Origin of the sequence: Streptomyces sp. NPDC001852 (genome assembly GCF_042891825.1) — a bacterium.
Classification (GTDB): Bacteria; Actinomycetota; Actinomycetes; order Streptomycetales; family Streptomycetaceae; genus Streptomyces.
In genome coordinates, this window is the sequence record NZ_JBIATN010000005.1 from 223272 (window position 1) to 247672 (window position 24401).

A 24401-nucleotide genomic window follows, 5' to 3' on the forward strand; every position below is an offset into this window, starting at 1 on the left:
CGGTATGCCGACTTCTCGCCGAGTCGACGTCCTCGTCATCGGCGCCGGCCCCGCCGGACTGGCCGCCGCGGCACGGCTGGCCGCCGCCGGTGCCGGGCGGGTGGAGGTGCTGGAGCGGGAGGCCGAGGCCGGGGGAGTGCCGCGGCACTGCGCACACGGCGGCTTCGGCACGTGGGCGCATCCGCTGACCGGCCCCCGTTACGCCCGCCTGCTGACGGAGGCCGCCGCACGGGCGGGCGCGGTGATCCGCACCGGCGTGACGGTCCTGGACTGGGCGACCGCAGAACCGGCCCCGAAAGCCCCGGTCGGAGGCGTACCCGCAGGGTGTGCGGCGGTGTCTGCCGGGAGCGGCCGCCGCGTGTCCGCCGGCTCGGCCGGTCCCGGGGCGGGGCGTGGCCCGGTGCTCGTCGCCGTCGGTCCAGGAGGGTCCGAGACCGTCGAGGCGCGGGCCGTCGTCCTGGCCACCGGTGCCCGCGAACGCCCCCGCGCCGCCCGGCTGGTGCCCGGTACCCGTCCCGCCGGCGTCTACACCACCGGAGAACTCCAGCAGGCGGTCCATCTGTTCGGGCAGTGGGTCGGCACCCGCGCGGTCGTCGTCGGCGCCGAGGACGTGTCGTACGCGGCGGCCGCCACCGTGCGCGCGGCCGGGGCCGGGGTCGTCGCGCTGGTCACGGAGCACCCGCGGGCCCAGACCGGCCGGGCCCGCGCCCGCTCGGCCCGGCTGCGCGACCGCGTTCCGCTGCTGACGCACACCACGGTCACCGAACTCCTCGGCCACGGCCGCCTGTCCGGCGTCCGCGTCCGCCACCGCGACGGCCGTACGGCCGTCCTGGCCTGCGACACGGTCGTGTTCACCGGAGACTTCGTCCCCGACCAGGAACTCGCCCGCCGAGGCGCGCTCGCCCTGGATCCGGGCACCCGCGGCCCCGCCGTCGACGGCGCCCTGCACACCTCCCGGCCCGGGGTCTTCGCCGCCGGGAACGTGCTGCACGCCGTCGAGCGCGCCGGCGCGGCGGCCGACGAGGGTGCCCGGGTGGCCGGTGCCGTCCTGGACTTCCTGGCGGGCGCCCCCTGGCCGGACCCGGGACTCCCGCTGACCGTCGAGGCCCCACTGCGCTGGATCGCCCCGAACCGGGTCAACCCCGGTGCCCCGCCCGCCCGTTACGTCCTGCGCACCCACGCCCCGCTGACCCGCCCGGTCCTCCGCGTCCACCAGGACGGCCGCCTCCTTCACCACACGCGTCCGGCCCTCGGGACCGTGCTGCCGAACCGCACCCTGGCCCTGACCGCGCGCTGGACGGGGCAGGTCGATCCGGGGGGCGGCGTGGTCGTGGTGGGCGTGGGCTGAGCGGGCCGGTCGCCCGTGCGGTGTGCGGTCCGAGGGGCGGAGTGGCTCACAGGTCGGTGAAGGACCCGTGTCGCCCGGACCCGGAGGCGAACCGGGCGGCACCTTCCGCGCTCTGCGCCAGCACGCCCAGCCCGTGTCGGAGTTCGCCGCGCAGCGCCGTCTCCTCGTCCAGCCCCTCCTGGTCGAGGACCGACGCGCGGTCGCTGCGCAGACAGGCCTGCGGGAAGCGGGCGATCTCCGCGGCCAGCGCCTCGGCCTCGGTGCGGGCGCGTCCGGTCGGCACCACGCGGCTCACGAGCCCCATCGCGTGGGCCTCACGGGCCGGTACGGGGCGGCCGGTGAGGATCATGTCCATGGCCCGGCCGGTGCCGATCAGCCGGGGCAGCCGTACCGTGCCGCCGTCGATCAGCGGCACGCCCCAGCGGCGGCAGAACACCCCGAACACGGCGTCCTCCTCCGCGACCCGCAGATCGCACCAGAGGGCGAGTTCGAGGCCGCCCGCGACCGCGTGCCCGGCCACCGCCGCGATCACCGGCTTCGACAGCCGCATCCGGGTCGGCCCCATCGGGCCGTCACCGTCCTCGGCCACGCGGTTGCCGCGCCCGGTGCCGATCGCCTTCAGGTCCGCCCCCGCGCAGAACGTGCCGCCCTCGCCCCACAGCACCGCGACCCGGGCACGATCGTCCGCCTCGAACTCCCGGAAGGCCGCGGCGAGTTCCGCGGCCGTCGGCCCGTCGACGGCGTTCCGGGCCTCGGGCCGGGACAGCACGACCGTCGTGACGTACTCATGGCGCTCCACGCGGACCGGCACGGAAAGACCCCCTCGACTCGGCTGGAGAAGACCACTGTGCCTCAGATGACCTTCAGCCGTACCAGCGCCCCCAGCGTCAGCGCACCCGGCAGCAGCGGCACCCACACGGTGATGATGCGGTAGGCGAGCACCACCGCCGTGGCCACCGCGGCCGGGCCGCCCACGGCGACCAGCGCCACGATCAGGGCGGCCTCGACCGAGCCCAGCCCGCCCGGTGTGGGCACCAGCGCCACCGCGACGGTCGCCGCGAGGTAGGCGAGCACCATGTGCGCCACCGGCACCGGCAGCCGGAGCGCCTGGCCGACCGCGGCGAGACCGGCCGCCTGCAGTGCGGGGAAGGCCAGCGAGCCGCCCCACAGCGCGAGGGCGCGGGCCGGCCGGGTGTGCACCGAACGTGCCTCGCCCAGGGCGTCCCGGACGAACCCGTACACGCGGGCGCGCAGCGGTCGTACGACGGCCACGACGGCCGCCGCCACCAGCAGCAGGCCGGCCGCGCCCAGCAGCAGCGGCAGGCCCGAGCCGTCCGGCAGCAGGGGGCCGAGCCGCAGCGCGTCGGGGAAGGTCAGCAGCAGCACGGCCAGCAGACCGAGCCGGCCCACGCACTCGGCCAGCAGATACAGGGCGAGCGCGGCCGAGGAGCGGGCGAGCGGCACCCCGCACACGGTCATGAAGCGCAGGTTCACCGCGCCCGCGCCCAGCCCGGTGGGAAGCAGGTGGTTGGCCGAGGCCGCCGCGAACTGGGTGGCCAGCAGCCGCCCCTTGGGCAGCGGCTGCACCACCGCGCCCTGACGGGTGAACGCGGCGGCCACCCAGGTCAGACAGGTGGCGCCGGCCGCCGCGAGCAGCCACGGCCAGGAGGCGGTGCGCAGCTGGCCGAAGCCCTCGACGAGCAGCGAGCGGTTCCGTACGGCGACCACGGCGACGAGTGCGAGCGGCACCAGGCACAGCACCTGGCGGACGGGGACGCGACGGGGGAGTCGTTCCCGGGGAGGTGGGGGAAGCGGGACGGCAGTCACATCCCGAGAGGTTCTCCGCGCCGCCCCAACGGAGGGTGAAAAGACAGGAACATTGACCTCAACGAAGGTCGAGGTTCTACGTTCTTTCCCATGAGCATGGAGACCACCGCATGGATGCAGCTGCATAGTGTCATGAACGCGCAGGACGAGCGCCGGCCGTTCGCCCGCGCCACGCTGCGCCGTATCGCCGCCTTCGCCCGCCCGCACCGCGCGGGCATCGTCCGGTTCGTCGTGCTCGGGGTGGTGACCGCGCTGCTCGCCGTGGCCACCCCCGTGCTCGCCGGACGCGTCGTCGACGCGATCGTGGCGGGGCACGACTCCGGCACGGTGGTCCGGCTGTCCCTGCTCATCGCGCTCGTCGCCCTCGCGGAGGCGGGACTCGGCATCCTCGGGCGGCGCCTGTCGGCGACGCTCGGGGAGGGACTCATCCTCGACCTCAGAACGGCTGTGTTCGATCATGTGCAGCGCATGCCCGTCGCGTTCTTCACACGGACTCGTACGGGCGCGCTGGTCAGCCGACTCAACAACGACGTGATCGGCGCCCAGCGGGCGTTCGCCAACACCCTGTCCGGCGTGGTCAGCAACCTGGTCACCCTGCTGCTCACCCTCGCCGTGATGCTCACCCTGTCCTGGCAGATCACCCTGCTCGCGCTGGTGCTGCTGCCGGTGTTCGTGCTGCCGGCCCGCCGCATGGGCACCCGCATGGCGCGCATGCAGCGCGAGGCGGCGGCGCTGAACGCGGCCATGGGCACCCGGATGACCGAGCGCTTCTCCGCGCCCGGCGCCACCCTGGTCAAGCTGTTCGGGCGCCCGGAGGAGGAGTCGGCGGAGTTCGCGGCCCGCGCCGCACGGGTACGCGACATCGGCGTCCGCACGGCCACCGCCCAGTCCGTCTTCATCACCTCCCTCACCCTGGTCTCCGCCCTCGCGCTGGCCCTCGTCTACGGCCTCGGCGGCTGGTTCGCGCTGCACGGCACCCTGCAGGCGGGCGCGGTCGTCTCCCTCGCCCTGCTGCTGACCCGCCTGTACGCCCCGCTCACCGCGTTGGCCGGAGCCCGGGTCGAGGTGATGAGCGCGCTGGTCAGCTTCGAGCGGGTCTTCGAGGTGCTCGACCTCAAGCCGCTGATCGAGGAGAAGCCGGACGCCCGTGAGGTCCCCGAGGGACCGGTCGCCGTCGAGTTCGACGACGTCCGCTTCTCCTACCCGGCCGCCGACCAGGTCTCCCTCGCGTCCCTGGAGGAAGTCGCCGCCCTCGACACCCGTGGCGGCTCCGAGGTCCTGCACGGCATCTCCTTCCGCGCCGAACCCGGCCGGACCGTCGCCCTCGTCGGCTCCTCCGGCGCCGGCAAGTCCACCATCGCCCAGCTGCTGCCGCGCCTGTACGACGTCGACGCGGGTGCCGTGCGCATCGGCGGGGTGGACGTGCGCGACCTCACCGCCGGGTCCCTGCGCGGCACGCTCGGCATGGTCACCCAGGACGGCCACCTCTTCCACGACACGGTCCGCGCCAACCTGCTGCTGGCCCGCCCGGACGCCACCGACGACGACCTCTGGGCCGCGCTCGGCCGCGCCCGTCTGGCCGACGTCGCACGGTCCCTTCCCGACGGACTCGACACGGTCGTCGGCGAGCGCGGCTACCGGCTCTCCGGCGGCGAACGCCAGCGCATGACCATCGCCCGGCTGCTGCTGGCACGCCAGCGCGTGGTCATCCTGGACGAGGCCACCGCCCACCTGGACAACACCTCCGAGGCAGCCGTCCAGGAGGCCCTCACCGAGGCCCTGGAGGGCCGCACCGCCGTGGTCATCGCCCACCGCCTGTCCACGGTCCGGGCGGCCGACCAGATCCTCGTCGTGGAGTCCGGCCGGATCGTGGAACGCGGCACGCACGAAGAACTGCTGACGGCACAGGGCCGGTACGCGGAGCTGTACCGGACCCAGTTCGCGGAGCGGGCCGCCGAGGCACCGCAAGCGGCGGTTGTGCAGCCGGCCGAGCCGGCCGAGGTACCGTCGGTCTGAGCGGTCACGGTGTCTTCTCCGGCGCGAGAAGCCGGTACTGCGGGTCCGGGCGAGGTCTGTCCTGCTCCGGCAGGGCCGCGAGGCGTCGGCACGCCACCGCCACCTGTGCCGGTTCGGCGCGAGTGCACCACGGTCTCCGGCCCGACGCGATGACCTCCCGCCGGCGGTGCGGGCTGCGACCCTGGCCCTAGGGAACACCCGCTCGCCGACGGGCCGCAGCCCCTGCCCGGCCGCCTGCTCCAGCACCCGGGAGCGGTGGTCGGGAACCCGGGGCCGGTGGTCGGGAACAACGAACCACCACGGCGTCCACGCTGCCCGGCTCCAGAGGCAGCCGCGTGGCGTGCGGGCCTGGTCCGCTGTCCGTGAGTGAAGGGTGTGGCCCTCCGGACGTGTGAGGCGCCGTCGCGTGGATACGCGGTCTGGACGGACATCAGGGCCCGTCCGGGAGGCCATCCCTGCCATGACCAGTGAAAACCACCTCTCTCCCGCATCGGAGATCACCCTCCGGGTCAACGGGAAGCCCCACACCCTGCACGTCGACCACCGGCGTGTCCTGCTGGACCTGCTCCGCGAGGACCTCGGCCTCACCGGGTCGAAGAAGGGGTGCGACCACGGCCAGTGCGGTGCCTGCACCGTGCTGGCCGACGGCCGCCGCGTCAACAGCTGCCTGCTGCTCGCGGTCGCCCTCGACGGCAGCGAGATCACCACCGTGGAGGGCCTCGGCGGCGACGGCGAGGAGCCGCACCCGCTGCAGCGGGCCTTCCTCGACCGCGACGCCTTCCAGTGCGGCTACTGCACCCCGGGGCAGATCTGCTCCGCCGTCGGCATGCTCGCCGAGGCCGCCGCCGGTCACCCCTCCCACGTCACCGACCCCGCGGCTCCCTCCGGTCGGCCCGTCCCGCTGGACCGGGCCGAGATCCGCGAGCGCCTGAGCGGCAACCTGTGCCGCTGCGGCGCCTACCCGCGCATCGTCGAGGCGGTGGAGGACGTGATCCGGTGAACGGCTTCGGATACCTCAGGCCCGGCAGCGTCCAGGAGGCCGTCGAGGCGTACGCGGCCCACCCCGGCGCCCGCTATCTGGCCGGCGGCACCAACCTGGTCGACCTGATGAAACTCGGCGTCGAGCGCCCCGCGCTGCTCATCGACGTCGGCCGGCTGCCGCTGGACTCCATCGAGGAACTGCCCGACGGCTCCCTGCGCGTCGGCGCCACCGTCCGCAACAGCGACCTGGCCGCCGACCCCCGCGTCCGCGACCGCTACCCGGCGCTGTCCCAGGCCCTCCTCTCGGGCGCCTCCGGGCAACTGCGCAACGCCGCCACCACCGGCGGCAACCTGCTCCAGCGCACCCGCTGCCCGTACTTCCAGGACCTGGACAAACCCTGCAACAAGCGCGAGCCCGGCAGTGGCTGCGGCGCCCGAGAAGGCGTCCACCGCGACCACGCCGTGCTCGGGCACTCCGAACACTGCATCGCCACCAACCCGTCCGACATGGCCGTCGCCCTCGCCGCGCTGGACGCCCAGGTCGAGCTGTACGGCACCGAGGGCACCCGGCGCCTTCCGGCGGCCGAGTTCCACCGGCTGCCGGGCGAGCATCCCGAGCGGGACACCTGGATCTGCCCGGGTGAACTGATCACCGGTGTGCTGCTCCCGGCCGCCACCGCCGGCGTCCCGTCCGCCTACCGCAAGGCCCGGGACCGGGCGTCGTACGCCTTCGCCCTCGCCTCGGTGGCCGTCGTACTCGGGGTCGCCGACGGCGTCGTCGACCGGGCGGGGATCGCCTTCGGCGGGCTCGCGCACCGGCCCTGGCGGGCCCGGCACACCGAGCTGGCCCTGCTGGGCGCCCCCGCGACCCCCGAGGCCTTCGAGGGAGCCGTGGCACTGGAGCTCGCGCACGCCGAGCCGCTGCGGGACAACGCCTACAAGGTGCCCCTCGCCCGCAATCTCGCCCTGGACGTCCTGAACCGCCTCGCCCCGGCCCCTGCGGTGGCCTGAGTCGGCCCGGAAGGAGCGAGCAGAGCAGGAGGAACCGATGACCGCCAACACCCCGGGCACCCCCGCAGAACACCGCACCACACGGCCCCCGACCCCCGGCACCGGGTCTCTCGCCGAACGGCGAGCAGACGGACCCCTGCCCCTCGGCGACTCCCCGGGCACTGCCGCAGAACAGGGGTCCCCGGCGCCCGGCGACTCTCCGGGCGTTGCCGCAGAGCAAGGGCCACCGAACCCCGGTGACTCCCTGCGCTCCCGCGCGGAGCGGGATGCACGGCCCTCGGCGCCTGGTACCGGTGTCGGGGCTTGTGCCGAGCGGCGGGCCGAAGGGGCGTCGGCGGGCGGCAGCGCCCCGGGTGCGCCGGCAAGCCGCCGGGACGCCCCGCACACGACCCCCGGCACCCCCGCCGGAGCCTTCGGTGAGCGCTCCGCAGACGGGGTCCCGGCTGCCGGTGCGTCGGCCACGGCCGTCGGCGAGCATCGGCCGGGAGGGAACCCCGTCACCGGCAGTGCCCTGGGCGCGCCCGTGGAGCGGGCGGAAGGGCGGCTGAAGGTCAGCGGCCTCGCCCGTTACGCCGCCGAGTACACGTTGCCCGGCCGGGCCCACGCCTGGCCCGTGCCCGCCGCGATCGCCCGTGGCCGGGTCACCGCCGTCGACACCGCCGCCGCCCTCGCCCTGCCCGGCGTCCTCGCCGTCCTCACCCCCGACGACGCGGAGCGCCTCGCCGCACCCGAGGATGCCACGCTCGCCGTCCTGCAGGGCCCGCGCGTGCCGCACCGGGGCTGGTGCGTGGCCCTGGCCGTCGCCGACACCCCGGAGACGGCCCGCGCGGCCGCCCGGGCGGTACGCGTCACCTACGCGGCCGAACCCCACCACGCCGACCTCGATCCGGAGCGCCCCGACGCCTACGAGCCGGAGGAGACCAACGCCGGCTTTCCCGGCCGGGTCGAGCAGGGCGACCCGGAGGCCGCCTACGCCGCCGCCGAGGTCCGCGTCGACGTCACCTACCGGGTGCCGCCGCTGCACAATCACCCCATGGAGCCGCACACCAGCACGGTCGACTGGGACGGGGACCAGCTCACCGTGTACACCTCCAGCCAGGGCGGCACGACCGTGCGGGAGGTGCTCGCCCAGATGTTCGGGCTGCCCGAGGACCGCGTCACCGTCGTCACCGAGCACGTCGGCGGCGGCTTCGGTTCCAAGGGCACCCCTCGCCCGGACGTCGTCCTCGCCGCGATGGCCGCCCGGCGCACCGGCCGGCCCGTCACCCTCGCCTACCCCCGCCGGTACCTGCCCACCACCGTCGGCCACCGGGCCCCCACCGTGCAGCGTCTCCGCCTCGGCGCGAACCCGGACGGCCGGCTCACCGCCGTACTGCACGAGGTGACCACCCACACCTCCCGCGTGAAGGAGTTCGTCGAGCAGGCCGCGGTGCCCTCACGCGTCATGTACGCCACCCCCGCCCTGCTCAGCTCCCACCGGGTGGTCCCGCTCGACGTGCCCAGCCCGTCCTGGATGCGCGCCCCCGGCGAGGCGCCCGGCATGTACGCCCTGGAGTCGGCCCTGGACGAACTCGCCGACGCCCTCGGCATCGACCCGGTGGAACTGCGCGTCCGCAACGAACCCGAACGGGAACCGGAGAGCGGCAAACCGTTCAGCAGCCGGCACCTGGTGGAGTGCCTGCGCGAGGGAGCCCGCCGCTTCGGCTGGGCCGGGCGCGATCCACGTCCGGGGATGCGCCGCGAGGGCCCGCTGCTCGTCGGCACCGGCGTGGCCGCGGCCACCTACCCGGCCGCGGCCGTCCCGGCCACCGCGACCGCCCGGGCCCTGCCCGACGGCACCTGCGCCGTCCGGATCAACGCGACCGACATCGGCACCGGGGCCCGTACCGTGCTCGCCCAGATCGCCGCCGACGCCCTCGGCGTGCCCCTCGGCCGGGTCCGCGCCGAGATCGGGCACAGCGACCTGCCCTCGGCCTGGCTGGCCGGCGGCTCCATGGGCACCGCCTCCTGGGGCTGGGCCGTGCACGAGGCGTGTGCCGAGCTGGCCTCCCGGCTGGCCGTGCACGCCGGACCGCTGCCCGCCGACGGCATCGAGACCCACGCCGACACCGCCGGGCGGGCCGACGCCGACAGCCCCTACGCCCGGCACGCCTTCGGGGCCCACTTCGCCGAGGTCGCCGTCGACACCGTCACCGGCGAGACCCGGGTACGGCGGCTGCTCGGGATCTTCGCCGCCGGGCGCATCCTCAACGCCCGTACCGCGCGCTCCCAGTTCACCGGCGGCATGACCATGGGCCTCGGCATGGCCCTCACCGAACACAGCACCCTGGACCGCGCGTTCGGCGACTTCACCGAGGCCGACCTCGCCTCCTACCACGTGCCCGCGCACGCCGACGTCCCCGCCGTCGAGGCCGACTGGATCGACGAGGACGACCCGCACCTCAACCCCATGGGCAGCAAGGGCATCGGCGAGATCGGCATCGTCGGCACCGCGGCCGCCATCGGCAACGCCGTCCACCACGCCACCGGCATCCGCTTCCGTGAGCTGCCCCTCACCCCCGACCGGATCCTCACCGGCCTGCTGTCCGAGGGGTGACCGTGACGGGCCCGACCTGGGAGTACGAGGGTTACCGGCCCGGGGAGGAACGCCTGCGGGAGTCGCTGTGCACCCTGGGCAACGGGTACTTCGCCACCCGCGGGGCACTGCCCGAGTGCACCGCGGACGAGATCCACTACCCGGGCACCTATGTGGCCGGCTGCTACGACCGACTCACCTCCGAGGTCGCCGGACGCCGGGTCGAGAACGAGGACATGGTCAACCTTCCCAACTGGCTGCCGCTGCGCTTCCGCCCGGTGGGCGGCGCGTGGCTCATCCCGGACTCAGCCCCCGTCACGGAACACCTCCTCATCCTCCATCTCGACCCCGGCCTGCTGGAACGCCGCACCAGCTACGGCCTCGACGGCGGCACCACGCTCCACGTGCGCCAGTTGCGCCTGGTCCACCTGCTGGACCGTCATATCGCGGCACTGCGCACGGAGTTCATGGTGGAGGGCCGCGGGGCCGAGCTGGAGGTCGAGGCCGCGCTCGACGGACGCGTCACCAACTCCGGCGTGGCCCGCTACCGGGACCTGGACGGCCGGCACCTCACCCAGATCCGCACCGGCCTCGCCGCGCACGGGGCGATGTGGCTGCGCTGCCACACCCGCACCTCCCGCATCGAATGCGCCCTCGCGGCCCGGCTGGCCGCCGATGCCCCGGTGGCGACGGCGCACGAAGCCCTGCGCGCCGTCCAGCACCTGAGGCTGCGCCTGGCACCCGGCCGTACCGTCACCGTCGACAAGACGGTCGCGCTGCACACCTCGCACGACCCCGCCATCGGGGACCCGCTGGACGCGGCCGTCGACCGCGTGGGCGACGCCCCCGGCTTCGACGCCCTGCTGGACGCCCACTCCACGGCTTGGGAGCAGTTGTGGCGGCGCACCGCGCTCGAGGTGCCCGGCGAGGCGGGCAGCATCCTGCGCCTGCACCTGTTCCACGTGCTGCAGACGCTGTCGCCGCACACGGCCGACCTCGACGTGGGCGTCCCCGCGCGCGGACTGCACGGCGAGGCCTACCGCGGCCATGTCTTCTGGGACGAACTCTTCGTCCTGCCCTACCTCAACCTGCACCTCCCCGAGGTCTCCCGCGCCCTGCTCCGCTACCGGCACCGGCGTCTCGACGCCGCCTGCCACGCGGCCGGGGAACTCGGCCGGCGCGGCGCGCTCTACCCGTGGCAGAGCGGCAGCGACGGCCGCGAGGAGACCCAGGAACTCCACCTCAACCCCCGCTCCGGCCGCTGGCTGCCGGACCACTCCCGGCTCCAGCACCACGTCGGCTCGGCGGTGGCCTACAACATCTGGCAGTACTGCGAGGCCACCGGGGACACCGACTTCCTGCACGGCGAGGGCGCCGAGATGCTGCTGCACATCGCCCGCTTCTGGGCGGACTCGGCCGGCTACGACGACCACCTCGGCCGGTATCGCATCCGGGGGGTGATGGGCCCCGACGAGTACCACGACGCCTACCCCGGCGCGACCGAACCCGGCCTGGACGACAACGCGTACACGAACGTCACCGCCGCCTGGGTGCTCGCCCGCAGCCTCGAGCTGCTGAGCCTCCTGCCCGAGCCGCGCCGCCGCGAACTCACCGAGAGCATCGGCCTGGACGAGGACGAGCCCGCCCGCTGGGAGGAGATCTCCCGCACCCTCCACATCCCCTTCCACGACGGGGTGATCAGCCAGTTCGAGGGCTACGGCGACCTCGCCGAACTGGACTGGGACGGCTACCGCAAGCGGTACGAGGACATCCGCCGCCTCGACCGGATCCTGGAGGCCGAGGGCGACACCGTCAACCGCTACAAGGCGTCCAAACAGGCCGACGTGCTGATGCTCGGCTACCTCTTCTCCGCCACCGAACTCCACTCCCTCTTCCAGATGCTGGGCCACCACCTCGACGAACGGACCTGGACGGCCACCGTCGACCACTACCTCCACCGCACCAGCCACGGCTCCACCCTCAGCGGCCTGGTCCACGGCTGGATCCTGGCCCGCGCCCGCCGCGCCGGCGCCTGGGCCTTCGTCCAGGAGGCACTGCGCGGCGACATCGCCGACCTGCAGGGCGGCACCACCGGCGAGGGCATCCACCTCGGCGCCATGGCCGGCACCCTCGACCTCGTCCAGCGCGGACTGACCGGCATGGAGACCCGTGACGGCGCCCTGTGCCTCGACCCGGTCCCGCTGCCCGAACTCTCCTCCTACGGCTTCGCCATCCGCTACCACGGCCACTGGGGCGTCCATCTGCGCCTGCGCAGCGACCTCCTGGAGATCGCCGTACCGGACTCCGACCGCGCACCCATCGACGTCTGCCTGCGCGACCGGGTGGTGCCGGTCGGTCCGGGCGAGGCGGCCCGGCTGGTGGTCCCGGACTGACACCGCCCGGCCGCGCCGGATCGACAGCGAGGCCGGACCGACAACAGGCCATGGGCAACGACCCGCGATCTCGACGCAGCCGCCCGGACGGACCACCATGCAACGGTAAGTGGTTGAAACGAGAAGGAGACAACGGAGATGAGCGCGAGCGACGTTCCCCTGCGTGTGCTGGCGGTGGACGACGAGGAGCCCGCGCTCGCGGAGCTGTTGTACCTCCTGGAGCGGGATCCCCGGGTGGGCACCGTGGTGCCCGCGGCGGGACCCACGGAGGCGCTGCGCCGGCTCGGCGGCGCCGTGGCGGACGGTCCGGACGGCGAGGAGGCGGTCGACGTCGTCTTCCTCGACATCAACATGCCAGGGCTCGACGGCCTCGAACTCGCCCGGCTGCTGGGCGGGTTCGCCGCGCCACCGCTGATCGTCTTCGTCACCGCCCACGACGACTTCGCGGTCCGCGCCTTCGACCTCAAGGCCGTCGACTACCTGCTCAAGCCCCTCCGCAAGGAGCGCTTCGCCGAGGCCGTGCGCCGGGCCGCCGAACTCGTCCGGGCCGGGCAGGGCCCCCGGCCTGCCGCCGCCCCCGCCCCCGAGCAGGGGCCCGCCTGGGGCGAACAGGTCCCCGTCGAGCTGGGCGGGGTGACCCGGTTCGTACCCATCGCCGACATCACCCACGTCGAGGCCCAGGGCGACTACGCGCGACTGCACACCCCGCGCGGCAGCCACCTCGTCCGCGTCGCGCTGTCCACCCTGGAGGAACAGTGGCGCGCACGCGGGTTCGTGCGCATCCACCGCAGCCGGCTCGTCGCGCTCGACCGTATCGAGGAACTCCGCCTGGACGGCGGCAACATGACCGTACGGATCGGCGACCGCGTCCTCGCCGTGAGCCGGCGCAACGCCCGAGAACTGCGGGATCTGCTGGCCAAACACGCGGCAGGCAGGGCCCGTTGAGCACCTGCGGCGGCGTCCGGGTGACGGACCTGTGGCGATTCGCGTCCATCCGCTGCCCCGGCGCCGGTCCGCTGCGTACACTCGCCGCAGCACGAGGTGATCACCGCTGCGTCGGGGAGTGCGTCATGGGTGAGGAATCCGTCCCTCGCAGGGAGGTGGTCACCGGACGGCCGAGCCCCGACGGCGGTACGACCGCACCACGCCCGGTGCCCTTACCGCACCCCCGGTCCGACCTCGGCGTGGGCCAATTGATGCAGCGTCAGCTGCGCGCCGGGCTCGTCGCCCTCGCCCTCCTCGGGACCCCGCTGGGCCTGCTCCCCGTACTCCTGAGGATCCTGCCGCTCGCCGACGCGGCACCCCGCGTCCCCCTGGCCGCATGGATCGCGCTGGGCGTGGCCCCGTACCCCGTTCTCCTGGCCATCGGCGCCTGGTACGTCCGCCGTGCCGAGCGCAACGAGACCGACACCGCCGCCCCCACGGAACACCCCTGACCATGCGCCGACTTCCCGCCGGGGCCGGCCGGTGAACCAGACCTACGGAATCGTGGGTGTGACCGCCGTGATCCTCGCCACGGTCCTCGTCGGCGCGCTCGGCCTGCGCATCTCCCGTACCACCTCCGACTTCTACGTCGCCTCGCGCACCGTCGCCCCCAGGCTCAACGCCTGCGCGGTCAGCGGCGAGTACCTTTCGGCCGCCTCCTTCCTCGGCGTCGCCGGACTCGTCCTCGCCCAGGGCGTCGACATGCTGTGGTTCCCCATCGGTTACACCGCCGGGTTCCTGGTCCTGCTGGCCTTCGTCGCCGCCCCGCTGCGCCGCTCCGGCGCCTACACCCTGCCCGACTTCGCCGAGGCGCGGCTGGAGTCCCGGGCGGTGCGGCGGATCGCCGGTGTGCTGGTCGTCGGCATCGGCTGGCTGTATCTGCTGCCCCAGCTGCGCGGCGCCGGCCTCACCCTGCGGCTGCTCACCGGCGCACCCGGCTGGCTCGGCGCTCTGGTCGTCGCCGCCGTGGTGACCGCGGCCGTCGCCGCCGGCGGGATGCGCAGCATCACCTTCGTCCAGGCCTTCCAGTACTGGCTGAAACTCACCGCCCTGCTGGTGCCCGTGGTGTTCCTGCTGCTGGCCTGGCGCGGCGACCACGCCCCGGCACCCGCCTGGGACGACCGGCCCGTCTTCCACCGCTCCACCGAGGTTCGCGTCGACCGGCCCCTCGCCCTCACCGTGCGCGAGCCGGTCCGGGTGACCGTGTCCGGCACCGTCGACGGCCGCGCGGTGCAGGGGCTTTCGCTGCGGCTCGGCGAGGGCCGCCACCGGATCGCCGGGGACACGACCCTGCGCTTCCCGGCCGGCGCCCGCGTCCCCCTGCCGGGCCGGGCGGCCGACCGCACCGCGCCCTCCAGCTGGGCCAAGCCGCTGTCCTCGGACCGCGAACAGCACGGCCTGTACGCCACCTACGGGCTGATCCTCGCCACCTTCCTCGGCACCATGGGCCTGCCACACGTCGTCGTGCGCTTCTACACCAACCCCGACGGCCGCGCCGCCCGCCGCACCACCGTCAGCGTGCTCGCCCTGCTCGGCGCCTTCTACCTCCTCATCCCCCTGTACGGCATGCTCGGCCGCCTGTACGCCCCCGACCTCCTCCTGACCGGCGACACCGACGCGGCGGTCCTCGTCCTGCCGCAGCGGCTGCTCGGCGGGGTCACCGGGGACCTGCTCGGCGCCCTCGTCGCCGGTGGCGCCTGCGCGGCGTTCCTCTCCACGGCGTCCGGGCTCACCATGTCCGTCGCGGGCGTCCTCGCCCAGGACGTCCTGCCCACGCTCGGCGTGCGCCACTTCCGGCTCGCCACGCTGCCTGCGATCGCGGTGCCGACCGCGGCCGCCGCCGTGGTCAGCGACCTGCCCGTGGCCGACGCGGTCGGCCTCGCCTTCGCCGTCTCGGCCTCCTCCTTCTGCCCGTTGCTCGTGCTCGGCATCTGGTGGCGCGGCCTGACCCCGCCGGGCGCGATCGCCGGTCTCGTCCTCGGCGGCGGCTCCGCGCTCGCCGCGGTGACGGCCACCATCGCCGGCGGCGCCCGCTCCGGCTGGCTGCACACCCTGCTGGCCTGGCCCGCGGTGTGGTCCGTCCCCGTCGGCTTCGCCGCGATGGTCCTGACCTCCCTGGCCACCCGCAGCCGCGTCCCACCCGGCACCGCCGCCACCATGGCCCGCCTCCACCTCCCGGAACCTCCCGCCCCCACCCGCCCCGAAGCGGCGACGACCTGACCGAGGAGCCGTTGTGCAGACCAGCGACACGGAGAGACGAGCCGTGGCACCCGCCGACTGTCCCGACACGCACCCCGGCGACCGAAACCGCGGAGAGCAGGAGCGGTGCCGGGACCGACGGGAGCGCGCGCGTGGGTGGCGCCGGCAGGCCGCCGGTGTCGAGGGGTCTCGGCAGGGTTCCGGTGTCGGGTGGCATCGGACCGATCACGACGCTGGGCGGGACCAGCGAGGCGTCGATGCCGGGCGGCACCGGCGGGGTCGCGACGCTGGTCGTCTCCGGCAGGATCCCGACGGTCGACGGCAAGGACAAGGCCGTGCCATTCGCCGGTACTGCCAAGCTCTCGGCGTTCGTCGGCGCCTCGGGGACTCGTGGCGGATCGGGCACGTGGTCGTCGGTGCTCCCCGGCACCGCTCCGCCACGCCCCGCCGCTCCGTCACTCATCCCGCCGGCCCGGACGCGCGTCGCCCATGACCGTCCTCGGTACCGCGGCGCTCGCTCTCGTCGGGTTCGCGCTGTTCGTGCTCGGTGCGGCTCTCGGCCACGCGGCGGCGCGCCGGCAGCAGGAGCACGCGGCCGACAGCGACTCGACGCGTGCCCTGGTCCAGGGCTTGCACACCGCCGCGCTCGCCGCGGCACCCCTGCGCGCCGGGCTCACCCCGGAGGCCGCCCGCAAGACGGTCCGCAGGCTGCGCCCCCTGCTCGGTACCCCCGCCCTCGCCCTGACCGACGACACCGCCGTCCTGGCCTGGGACGGCGCCGGAGACCACCACCGCGCGGAGGTGACGGCACGGCTCGCCCACCCACCCCGCGCCCGGACCTTCCCGTTGTCCTGCGACGACGCCGGCTGCCCCGTGCGCTGGGGCGCCCTGGTGCCGCTCTCCGCCGACGACAGTGCCCCCGGCGCCCTCGCCGTGTTCGCCGCCGAGGAGTCCACCGCGGTCCTCCGGGCCTGCGAGGAAGCGGCCCGCCGGCTCTCCCTGGAGCTCGAGCTCGCGGGCCTCGACCGGGCGCGCACCAGCGCCCACGAGGCCGAGGTCCGGGCCCTGCGCGCCCAGATCTCCCCGCACTTCATCTACAACTCCCTCGCGAGCATCGCCTCCTTCGTCCGCACCGACCCCGAGCGCGCTCGCGAACTCCTGCAGGAATTCGCCGACTTCACCCGCTACTCGTTCCGCCGCGGCGGCGACTTCACCACCCTCGCCGAGGAGTTGCGCTCCATCGAGCAGTACCTGGAACTCGCCCGCGCCCGGTTCGGCCGCCGCCTGAAGGTCACCCTGCGCATCGCCCCCGAGGTGCTGCCGGTGACGCTGCCCTTCCTGTGTCTGCAGCCCCTCGTCGAGAACGCCCTCAAACACGGCCTGGAGGAGTCCGTGGAGCGCATCGGCGTCACGATCACCGCCGAGGACGAGGGCACCGAGGCCCGGGTCGTCATCGAGGACGACGGCATCGGCATGGAACCGGAACGTCTGCGCGCGATCCTGCGCGGCACGGCCGGCGCCGCCACCGGCATCGGTCTGAGCAACGTCGACCGCCGGCTGCGCCAGGTCTACGGCGACGACCACGGCCTCGTCATCGAGACCGGCGTCGGCGCCGGTACGAAGATCACACTCCGCGTCCCGAAGTTTCGTCCGGGCATCCAGGTCCAGGCCCCGTCACCGTGATCCCGGCCGGTCGGCTGCCGTCGCCTCGCCCCCCTGCCGTGCCCAGGCCCGAGCACAACCCGCAGGCCGGCGGGGCCCCTTCTCCATCCACGGATGGAGGCGGGTGGAGGTCTCTCCATCGACCCGTCGGTGGTGGTGTTCCGCCTGGTGGGCGGCGCAGTCTTGAGGCATGGATTCTCTGCACTCGGCACTTGCGCTGATCATCGGAGTCTGCGCTCTGGTCTTCGTCGCGGCCTGGATCGCGGGCGCCGTCTACTTCGGACTGAAGGGTCCGGCCGGCCCGCGCGGCTGGGTGCGCGGACTGCGTCGCTCCCTGCCGCGCCGGCTCCTGCTGATCGCGGGCGTCTACGTGTTCTTCACCCTGGTCGGGCACTCCCAGGGCTTCTGGCGTCACCTGCGGTACTGGCAGCCGGAGCTGGCGTTGCCGGGTGCCGTCCTCGCCGTCGCATCGACCGCCCTGCTGCTCTGGGCCCGCTGGGTCCTGGGCACCATGTGGGCCAGCGTCCCGATGGTCCAGGAACACCACGAGCTGCGCACGGGCGGACCGTACCGGCTGGTCCGGCACCCCATCTACACCGGGCTCCTGGGTTTGATCACCGGTGGCATGCTGGCCTCCGGATTCGGCGTCTGGACAGCCTTTCTGGTGGTCGCCGTCCCGTGGCTGCTGCGCCGGGTCCGGATCGAGGACGCCCTGATGGCCGACCGGTTCGGCGCCTCCTACGACGCCTACCGCGCCGAGGTCCCGGCGCTGATACCCCGCCTGCGCCCCGCCCGGTCCGGCCCCCGTCACATCGACAGCGGTCAGCCCCGTCCGGGCGGGACCGGTCAGCGGTAGTAGGCCTCCAGCTCCGCGATCGACGTGAACGTCTGGGTGCCGCCGCTCCCGCCGATCACCCGTACGCCGTCCCCGGTCGTGGTGTCGAAGTCGAAGACATACGTCCGGTTCGTGCCGGCGGCCGACGACGTCGGATAGGCCGGCGTCACCCGCAGGCCGGTGACATCGGTCCACACGCCGTCGCGGCGCACCTGGATCGTCGGCGCGCTGCCGAACCAGCCGCCGTCGCCGAACATGGTTCCCGTCGTGTACGCCACTTCGTTCAGGTGGTACGTGCGCGGCCAGGTGTAGCCCCACCAACTGGACGGTTTGCGTTCGTCGTTCCAGTCGTCCTCGTTCTGGTTCCGGTTGCCGTCGTTGTAGACCGCGGTGCCGAAATGCGTGGCCCGTTCGATCGGTACGGTGCCGGCCTCGCGCGCGAGGTCGCGGGAGGCGTCCGGCGCGTTGTCGGGAGTGGTCGGTGTGTACGGCGCGAGGGACATCCGGCGCAGCGAGAAGGTGTACGCCCAGAAGTCACCGGCCGGGTAACCGCCGCCGCACGGGCAGACGTTGGACTGCAACCACATCGACCTGCCGTCCGCGCTGATGTACTTCGACGGGATGGTGGTCGCGTAGCCGCCGTGCTTGGTGTGCGTCCAGGGGTAGCCGCCGAAGTCCTTCGGGGTGAAGTGCTTCCACGGACCCCATGGGCTGGGCGCCTCGTAGAACTCGTACGTGTACTCCGTCCACGACGTGTAGACATAGCGATTCAGCGGTTTGTCGTAGACGACACCGCCCTGGCCGAGCACGCTCAGATCCCTGGCCCGCCCCGCTGTGCCGACGTTCTGGTAGATGCGGTGGTCGTCGTGGAGCACCGAGACGCGCTGGTCGATGTCGGCGGTCCACTGCGGGGTGCCTCCGCTGTCGCCGGCGTAGAACCGCCAGGCCGACCGGTCCTGGATCGAGGTGGCCGGCACCCGGGCCAGATACAGGTCGGCCGGATCCGGGTCGGGGTCGTAGGTGTCGCGCCAGTTGTAGTCCAGACCGTAGGCGTAGACGTATCCGTCGGGGCTGTTCGCGTTGTCCTTGCCGTAGTCCAGGAACATGACCGTCGTGAACTTCTGGTCCGAGAACATCGGCGTGGTCTGGTCGGACGTCCACGTGGCGCCCTTGTCCGTCGACCTGACGATCGTCGCGCTGGGCGCGTTGTCCAGCGTGCCCTGCTTGAGGTCCTGGACGGCGAGGTACAGGTCGCCGTTCACGCAGACCATGCCGGTCGGCTTGCGGTAGTACTGCGTGGGGTCGCCCCAGATCCGTCCGATCTGGTCGCCCGCGGCGAGCTGAGTACCACTCAGGTTCCCGGGCATCCCGCTGATCCGGGCCGCGCCGATGTCGTGCCAGGTGTCGCCGAAGCCCAGGCCGTCGCCGTATGCGGCATAGACGTTGTCGTCGTTCGACCAGCAGGACGGCCACAGGTCGCCGTGCTCCCGGTTGTCGCCGGTCGCGGGCGCTCCGACGGTCGCGCCGGCATCGACGCTCACGGTGGAGAAGTACGTGCTCTCGGGGGCGTTCGCCGGTCCACCGGTGTCGGCGTGAACGGCGGGTGTGGTCAGCGTCGCCACGGCGGCCAGCCCGGCCACCATGGTGATCAGGGCTCTGAGTTTTCGCACAGGCCAACTCCTCGTGGGTCGGAGGGGGAACCGGGAACCTGCTCGGAATCGCCGAAGGCCGAACCGGGCACGATGAAAGCCGCCGTGGAGCCCCCGCCACCGCGTTGCCGGACTCCTCGCCGGGCGTGGTGGGGGTGCGGCGGCGGCCGCCGCCCGTGACGCGCCCGAGAACGATGCGGCCGCCGCCACCCCCGCACCGGTTCGCTCGCTCACGTGCGCCGCCGGCGGGGCCGCGACACGGCTACAGCGTCACGTCCCCGCACAGGTGCACCTCGACGCCCAGCTCGGCGAAGAGGGCGGCCTTGGCGCGCAGTGCTTTGTCGGCCGTCTCCGCGTCGGGCGCGTAGGCCACGTTGAGGTGGTTGGCGCGGTGGCGGGCCATGAACTGGTCGCGGCTGACCCCGTGCAGCACCGCGTGCATGATCGGCCACTGCGGGGTGGTGGCCGTGAGGCGGCGTCGGGTCTCCTCCTCCGGCAGCTCGACCGCCGTGGCCCGGCCGAGGTCGACATGCAGCCGGCCCTCCATCAGGAACACCCGGGACCAGACGATCTCGCCCGGCTTGGAGACCCCGCTGAGCGTGCCGCCGCCGAGCGGGAAGTACATCGGGGGCTGCCGCATGCTGTACGACTTGTGGTAGCCGCCGTTGTGGGAGGCGGGCACCGAGCCGGAGATCTCGAAGACCCACACGAACCGGCCGTCGTACTCCTCGCCCCAGCGGATGTCGTGCAGCGTGGTGGCCGGGTCGAGGCCCATGGCCGTCCAGATGCGGTTCGTGACCAGCGAGTCGACGGCCACGCCCTCGTCCACCTCGTTGAAGTGCGGCAGCGGGGCGCCGGCGTACAGCTCGCGGGCACCGTCCCGGCTGAACACCGGGGGGCGCTGGACGTTGTTGAGCAGGCCCTCGGCGAGGTCGCTCGCCGGGACGGTGTCCTTCAGACCCTGCTGGTACTGGATGCCGACCGCGTCGAGTCCGAAGTCGTCGGCGATGCGCAGTGCCGCTATGTACATGCTGAACTGGCTGAGCAGCTGGGCGTCGGTGAGTTCGGTGGCCTCGTCGCTGCCGGTGTGGAACCGCAGGCCGGCGTGGTCGAGCCAGGCGCGGACCGCCTGCGCCTCCTCGTCGGTGACCTTCTTCATCTCGGCCACCAGCGCGCTTTGCGACAGCCGCTCCTTGTAGATACCGAGCGGGTTGAGGAACTCGTCGTCGATGATGGCGTTGTACATGCCCATGCAGCCCTCGTCGAAGACGCCGATGATCGCCTTGTCCTCGCGCAGCTGCCGGGCCAGGGCCACGCCGAGTTCGGTCTCGGGGTCCTCTGGCAGGGGCGGCAACGGCCGGACATGGCTGGTGTCGTGGGTGAGGATGCCGGTCTCCAGCCAGGTGCGCAGGCCGTCGCGGGCCCAGTCGTCGCCGAAGTCCGCGCTCCACAGCACGGAGTACGCGCGCCCGGCCTTGGTGAGGCTGCCTGCGAGGTTCAACAGGCCCACCAGGCCCGGGAATTCGCCGCTCCAGTTGGCGACGACCAGGATCGGGCCCCGGTGGTCGCGCAGCCCGGCCAGGACGTGGTGGCTGTACTGCCACACGCCCTCCACGACGATCAGCGGCGCGTCCTTCGGCAGGGTCTGGAACACCTCGATGCCGGCGCGCTGGTTGTCGATGAAGCCGTGCCCCCTGGCCGGGTCGAAGGCATGCCCTCGGCGGACACGCCACCCGAGGTCGGTCAGCGCCGCGGTGAGGTCCTTCTCCAGCTTCTCCTGGGTCGGCCAGCAGGTGACATTGGCGGCGGGCCGCAGGTCACCACTGGCCACGGTGTAGACGGTATGCGGCTCGACGGCCGCCGGCCGGCTCGGGACGGGCAGGGTGTACGTGGTCATGGGATCTCCGTTGGGGTTGCGTATGACGGGCGCCCCCCCAGCCGACAGCGCGGGGACGGCACCTTCGCAGCGGACCGAGTCGGGTCCGGTGCCTTTCCAGCCGACCGGGTCGGGTGGTGGGTGGGCAGGGGCCGGGGTCCAGGGGGCGGAGCCCCCTGGCGGGGTTCAAGGGCGGGGCCCGGTGGCCTGGACTCGGAAGGGCTCAGCGCTCCTGCAGCGGGGCAAGGGCATGCACGGTCGCCGAAGTCTCCCGGTACAGCCGCCGGTACAGGGCGTACATCTCGTCGTACCGCAGTCGATGCTCCGCACGCGGTGTCACCGTCTCCCGTACCGGGTTCCAGTCGTCGATCCCGGCGTCCCCGACGAGCTGTGCCGCGAGCAGGGCACCGCCGTAGCTCGCGCCGATCGTCGTGCTGCGAAGCTCCTGCGGCCGTCCGGTGATGTCGGAGACGATCTGGGTCCACAGCGCGCCCTGGGTGCCGCCGCCGACGGCGACCACGCGGCGGATGTCGCCGCCCGCCTCCTCGATGACCTCGATGTTGTGACGCACCCCGAATCCGGTGGCCTCCAGCGCGGCCCGGTACAGGTCGCCGCGAGTGTGGGAGAGGGTGAGCCCGGCGATCACCCCGCGGGCGTCCGGGTCCATGATCGGAGTGCGCTCGCCGGAGAAGTACGGGAGCATCAGCAGCCCGCCCGCGCCCGGCCCCGACTCGGCGGCCAGGCGGGTCAGTTCGGCGTGGTCGCCGGCGGCGAACAGATCGCGCAGCCAGTTGGTGACCGCGCCGGAGGTGGCCATGCCGCCGGCCAGGTTACGGGTGCCGGGCAGGGCGCCGACCGTGCCCCACAGCGACGGGCTGGTGAGGGGCTTGGGCACGGTGTGGATCAGGAACATGGTCGTGCCATACATGAGCATCAGGTCACCGGTGTGCTGCGCACCGACACTGAGAGCTTCCGCCCAGGCGTCGATGGTGCCGGTGGTGACGGGGATCCCGGCCGGCAGTCCCGTCGCCGCGGCGGCTTCGGCGGTCACGGTGCCGGCCGCCTCGCCGGACCAGCGCAGCGGCGGCAGCTCGATGCCGGGGGCCACCTCGGCGGCCCAGGGGGCGTACCACTCACCCGCGAGCGTGTCGTACAGCGGGGTGCACTGGCTGGCCGAGTGGTGGTCCAGCACATAAGCGCCGGTGAGCCGGTGGACCAGCCAGGAGCTGGGCATGTACAGGCGCCGGGCGCGGGCGTACGGCTCGGGCTCCTCCTCGGCGACCCAGGCGATCTTCGGACCGGCGGCCTGGGTGGTGAGCGCGGAGCCGCACCGGCGGATGATCTCCTCGGCACCGAGCCGTTCCTCGATACGGCGCATCTGCCGGACCGAGCGGGTGTCGACGCCGTAGAGGATCGCGGGGCGCAGCGGGGTGTCGTGCTCGTCGGTGAGCAGGACGCAGGGGCCCATGCCGCTGACCCCGACGGCGAGCACCGTGGTGTCGCCGGGGCCGGTGAGCTCGCGGGCGATGTCGGCGAACTCGCGCCACCAGACGGAGGCGTCCATCTCGAAGCGGCCGGGGCCCGGCCTGGTGGGGGTGTGCTCCCGCACGGCCGAGCGGATCAGGGTGCCGTCGAGGCCGACGAGGACCCCCTTGCTGCTCGATGTGCCGATGTCCAGACCGATGACTGCGTTGCGAGACTTGCGAGGCATGACGCGCAGGCTGGCAGAAATCGATTTCATCGTCAAGAGTGCGCGCGCAGTCGGGTCTTATGGCCGAGAAGAGCCGCTGTAAGTCGCACAAACCGCGCAATCCCGAAGTCGAGAAGTCGCAAACGTGCGCTCGGATCTCACCCCTTGACACCCCCTGAGGGCGGCCCTACTTTTCGCTGAAATGGATTTCACAGAGCTGAGGGCACAGACACGATGACGACCTCTGGACTCGACGGCATCTCCCGCAGGACCCGTGCCGTGAGCCGTTCCATCAGCGCCGAGAACTTCACCGGTGCCACGTCCGGCGGCGGCCGGGCCACCGAGGGCACCGGCGCGGTCGCGGCGAGCAGACTGGGGCCGGGCTGGAAGATCTCCCCGAGCATCGACATCGCCGCCGGCGAGACCGCGGTGCTCGCCGACATCGAGGGACCGGGCACCGTCCGGCACCTGTGGTGCACCACCGACCCGCACACGGCCTGGCGCGGCACCCTGCTGCGGATGTACTGGGAGGGAGAGGACAGCCCGGCCGTCGAGGTCCCGCTCGGTGACTTCTTCTGCAACGGGTGGAACACTTTCAGCCAGGTCTCGTCCGTTCCCGTCGCCGCCAATCCCAACGGCGGTTTCAACGCGTACTGGCCCATGCCGTTCCGCCGCCGCGCGCGCATCACCCTGGAGAACCTGACCGCCGACAAGGTCACCCTCTACTACCAGATCGACTACGAGCTGGACGAGGTCGGCGAGGACGCCTCCTACTTCCACGCGCAGTGGCGGCGCAGCCACCCGGTGCCGTACGGCGAGGTGCACACCCTGCTCGACGGGGTCACCGGCGCCGGCAGCTATGTCGGCACCTACCTCGCCTGGGGCGTCAACAGCCCCGGCTGGTGGGGCGAGGGCGAGTTCAAGTTCTACCTCGACGGCGACGAGGAGTTCCCGACGATCTGCGGCACCGGCACCGAGGACTACTTCGGCGGCGCCTGGAACTTCGACGTCCCCGGGCAGGGCTACACCGCCTACACCACCCCCTACCTGGGCCTGAACCAGATCCTGCGCCCCGACGGGCTCTACCGCAGCCAGCAGCGGTTCGGGATGTACCGCTGGCACGTCCTCGACCCCGTCCGCTTCTCCCAGGACCTGCGCGTCACCGTGCAGAGCCTCGGCATCGGCCCCGGCCAGGGCAACGGCCTGCCGCACCGTTACCGGCACACCAGCGACGACATCGCCAGCACCTCGCTCTTCTACCTGGACGCCCCCAGCTCGCCTTCCCGTCCGGCCACTCCCGACCTGCTGACCCTCGAAGTCGACTGACCGCACCCCCGTTCCCCGTCCGCCACCCC

Annotated in this window: 17 protein-coding genes; 12 read left to right on the plus strand and 5 right to left on the minus strand. The window is 73.4% G+C overall.

Annotated elements, in window-relative coordinates:
- Positions 1-4: 4 nt before the first annotated feature.
- Positions 5-1348, plus strand: a complete 1344-nt coding sequence (locus ACFYZB_RS11285) for an FAD-dependent oxidoreductase (protein ID WP_388757437.1) — start codon at positions 5-7, stop codon at positions 1346-1348.
- A 46-nt stretch (positions 1349-1394) separates the two neighbouring features.
- Here the strand turns inward: ACFYZB_RS11285 and ACFYZB_RS11290 are convergent, their stop codons facing one another.
- Positions 1395-2159 (minus strand): crotonase/enoyl-CoA hydratase family protein, encoded by a 765-nt coding sequence (locus ACFYZB_RS11290; protein WP_388757011.1) that lies wholly within the window; start codon positions 2157-2159, stop codon positions 1395-1397.
- Positions 2160-2200: 41 nt separating this feature from the next.
- Entirely contained in the window at positions 2201-3175 is a 975-nt protein-coding gene (locus ACFYZB_RS11295; RefSeq protein WP_388757014.1) for a YbhN family protein, read from the minus strand.
- A 96-nt stretch (positions 3176-3271) separates the two neighbouring features.
- Here ACFYZB_RS11295 and ACFYZB_RS11300 point away from each other — a divergent pair, with 96 nt between their 5' ends.
- The 10 genes from ACFYZB_RS11300 (at position 3272) to ACFYZB_RS11345 (ending at position 17852) form a co-directional block, all read left to right on the plus strand.
- On the plus strand, positions 3272-5191 hold the full coding sequence (locus ACFYZB_RS11300) for an ABC transporter ATP-binding protein (protein ID WP_388757440.1): 1920 nt from the start codon (positions 3272-3274) through the stop codon (positions 5189-5191).
- A 460-nt stretch (positions 5192-5651) separates the two neighbouring features.
- The gene (locus tag ACFYZB_RS11305; protein ID WP_351208407.1) at positions 5652-6191 is read left to right on the plus strand and encodes a (2Fe-2S)-binding protein; all 540 of its coding nucleotides are present in this window, start codon (positions 5652-5654) and stop codon (positions 6189-6191) included.
- On the plus strand, positions 6188-7183 hold the full coding sequence (locus ACFYZB_RS11310) for a xanthine dehydrogenase family protein subunit M (protein ID WP_351208408.1): 996 nt from the start codon (positions 6188-6190) through the stop codon (positions 7181-7183). The genes ACFYZB_RS11305 and ACFYZB_RS11310 overlap by 4 nt, the downstream gene beginning before the upstream one ends.
- A gap of 37 nt (positions 7184-7220) precedes the next feature.
- Positions 7221-9779 carry a molybdopterin cofactor-binding domain-containing protein gene (locus ACFYZB_RS11315; protein WP_388757018.1) on the plus strand — a complete coding sequence of 853 codons (2559 nt, stop codon included), beginning with the start codon at positions 7221-7223 and terminating at the stop codon, positions 9777-9779.
- Between the two features lie 2 nt (positions 9780-9781).
- Entirely contained in the window at positions 9782-12151 is a 2370-nt protein-coding gene (locus ACFYZB_RS11320; RefSeq protein WP_388757021.1) for a glycoside hydrolase family 65 protein, read from the plus strand.
- A 138-nt stretch (positions 12152-12289) separates the two neighbouring features.
- Positions 12290-13096: a LytR/AlgR family response regulator transcription factor gene (locus ACFYZB_RS11325; RefSeq protein WP_388757024.1), complete on the plus strand. Its 807-nt coding sequence runs from the start codon at positions 12290-12292 to the stop codon at positions 13094-13096.
- Between the two features lie 125 nt (positions 13097-13221).
- Complete coding sequence (locus ACFYZB_RS11330) at positions 13222-13587, plus strand: hypothetical protein (protein WP_388757027.1); 366 nt, start codon at positions 13222-13224, stop codon at positions 13585-13587.
- A 31-nt stretch (positions 13588-13618) separates the two neighbouring features.
- Positions 13619-15355, plus strand: coding sequence for a cation acetate symporter (locus tag ACFYZB_RS11335; protein WP_388757030.1), 1737 nt, complete (start codon positions 13619-13621; stop codon positions 15353-15355).
- Between the two features lie 468 nt (positions 15356-15823).
- Positions 15824-17017 (plus strand): sensor histidine kinase, encoded by a 1194-nt coding sequence (locus ACFYZB_RS11340; RefSeq protein ID WP_388757033.1) that lies wholly within the window; start codon positions 15824-15826, stop codon positions 17015-17017.
- 169 nt (positions 17018-17186) lie between these two features.
- Positions 17187-17852, plus strand: coding sequence for a methyltransferase family protein (locus tag ACFYZB_RS11345; protein ID WP_388757035.1), 666 nt, complete (start codon positions 17187-17189; stop codon positions 17850-17852).
- Here ACFYZB_RS11345 and ACFYZB_RS11350 read toward each other — a convergent pair.
- The 3 genes from ACFYZB_RS11350 to ACFYZB_RS11360 form a co-directional block, all read right to left on the minus strand.
- Positions 17843-19501 (minus strand): hypothetical protein, encoded by a 1659-nt coding sequence (locus ACFYZB_RS11350; RefSeq protein WP_388757037.1) that lies wholly within the window; start codon positions 19499-19501, stop codon positions 17843-17845. The two genes, ACFYZB_RS11345 and ACFYZB_RS11350, sit on opposite strands and share 10 nt — an antisense overlap.
- Before the next feature lie 241 nt (positions 19502-19742).
- A complete protein-coding gene (locus ACFYZB_RS11355; protein WP_388757040.1) occupies positions 19743-21377 on the minus strand; it encodes a fucose isomerase in 1635 nt (544 codons plus the stop codon).
- 202 nt (positions 21378-21579) lie between these two features.
- Positions 21580-23067, minus strand: a complete 1488-nt coding sequence (locus ACFYZB_RS11360) for an FGGY-family carbohydrate kinase (protein WP_388757043.1) — start codon at positions 23065-23067, stop codon at positions 21580-21582.
- Positions 23068-23280: 213 nt separating this feature from the next.
- Between ACFYZB_RS11360 and ACFYZB_RS11365 the strand changes: the two genes are divergently transcribed.
- Positions 23281-24372, plus strand: coding sequence for a glycoside hydrolase family 172 protein (locus tag ACFYZB_RS11365; RefSeq protein WP_388757045.1), 1092 nt, complete (start codon positions 23281-23283; stop codon positions 24370-24372).
- Positions 24373-24401 lie beyond the last annotated feature (29 nt).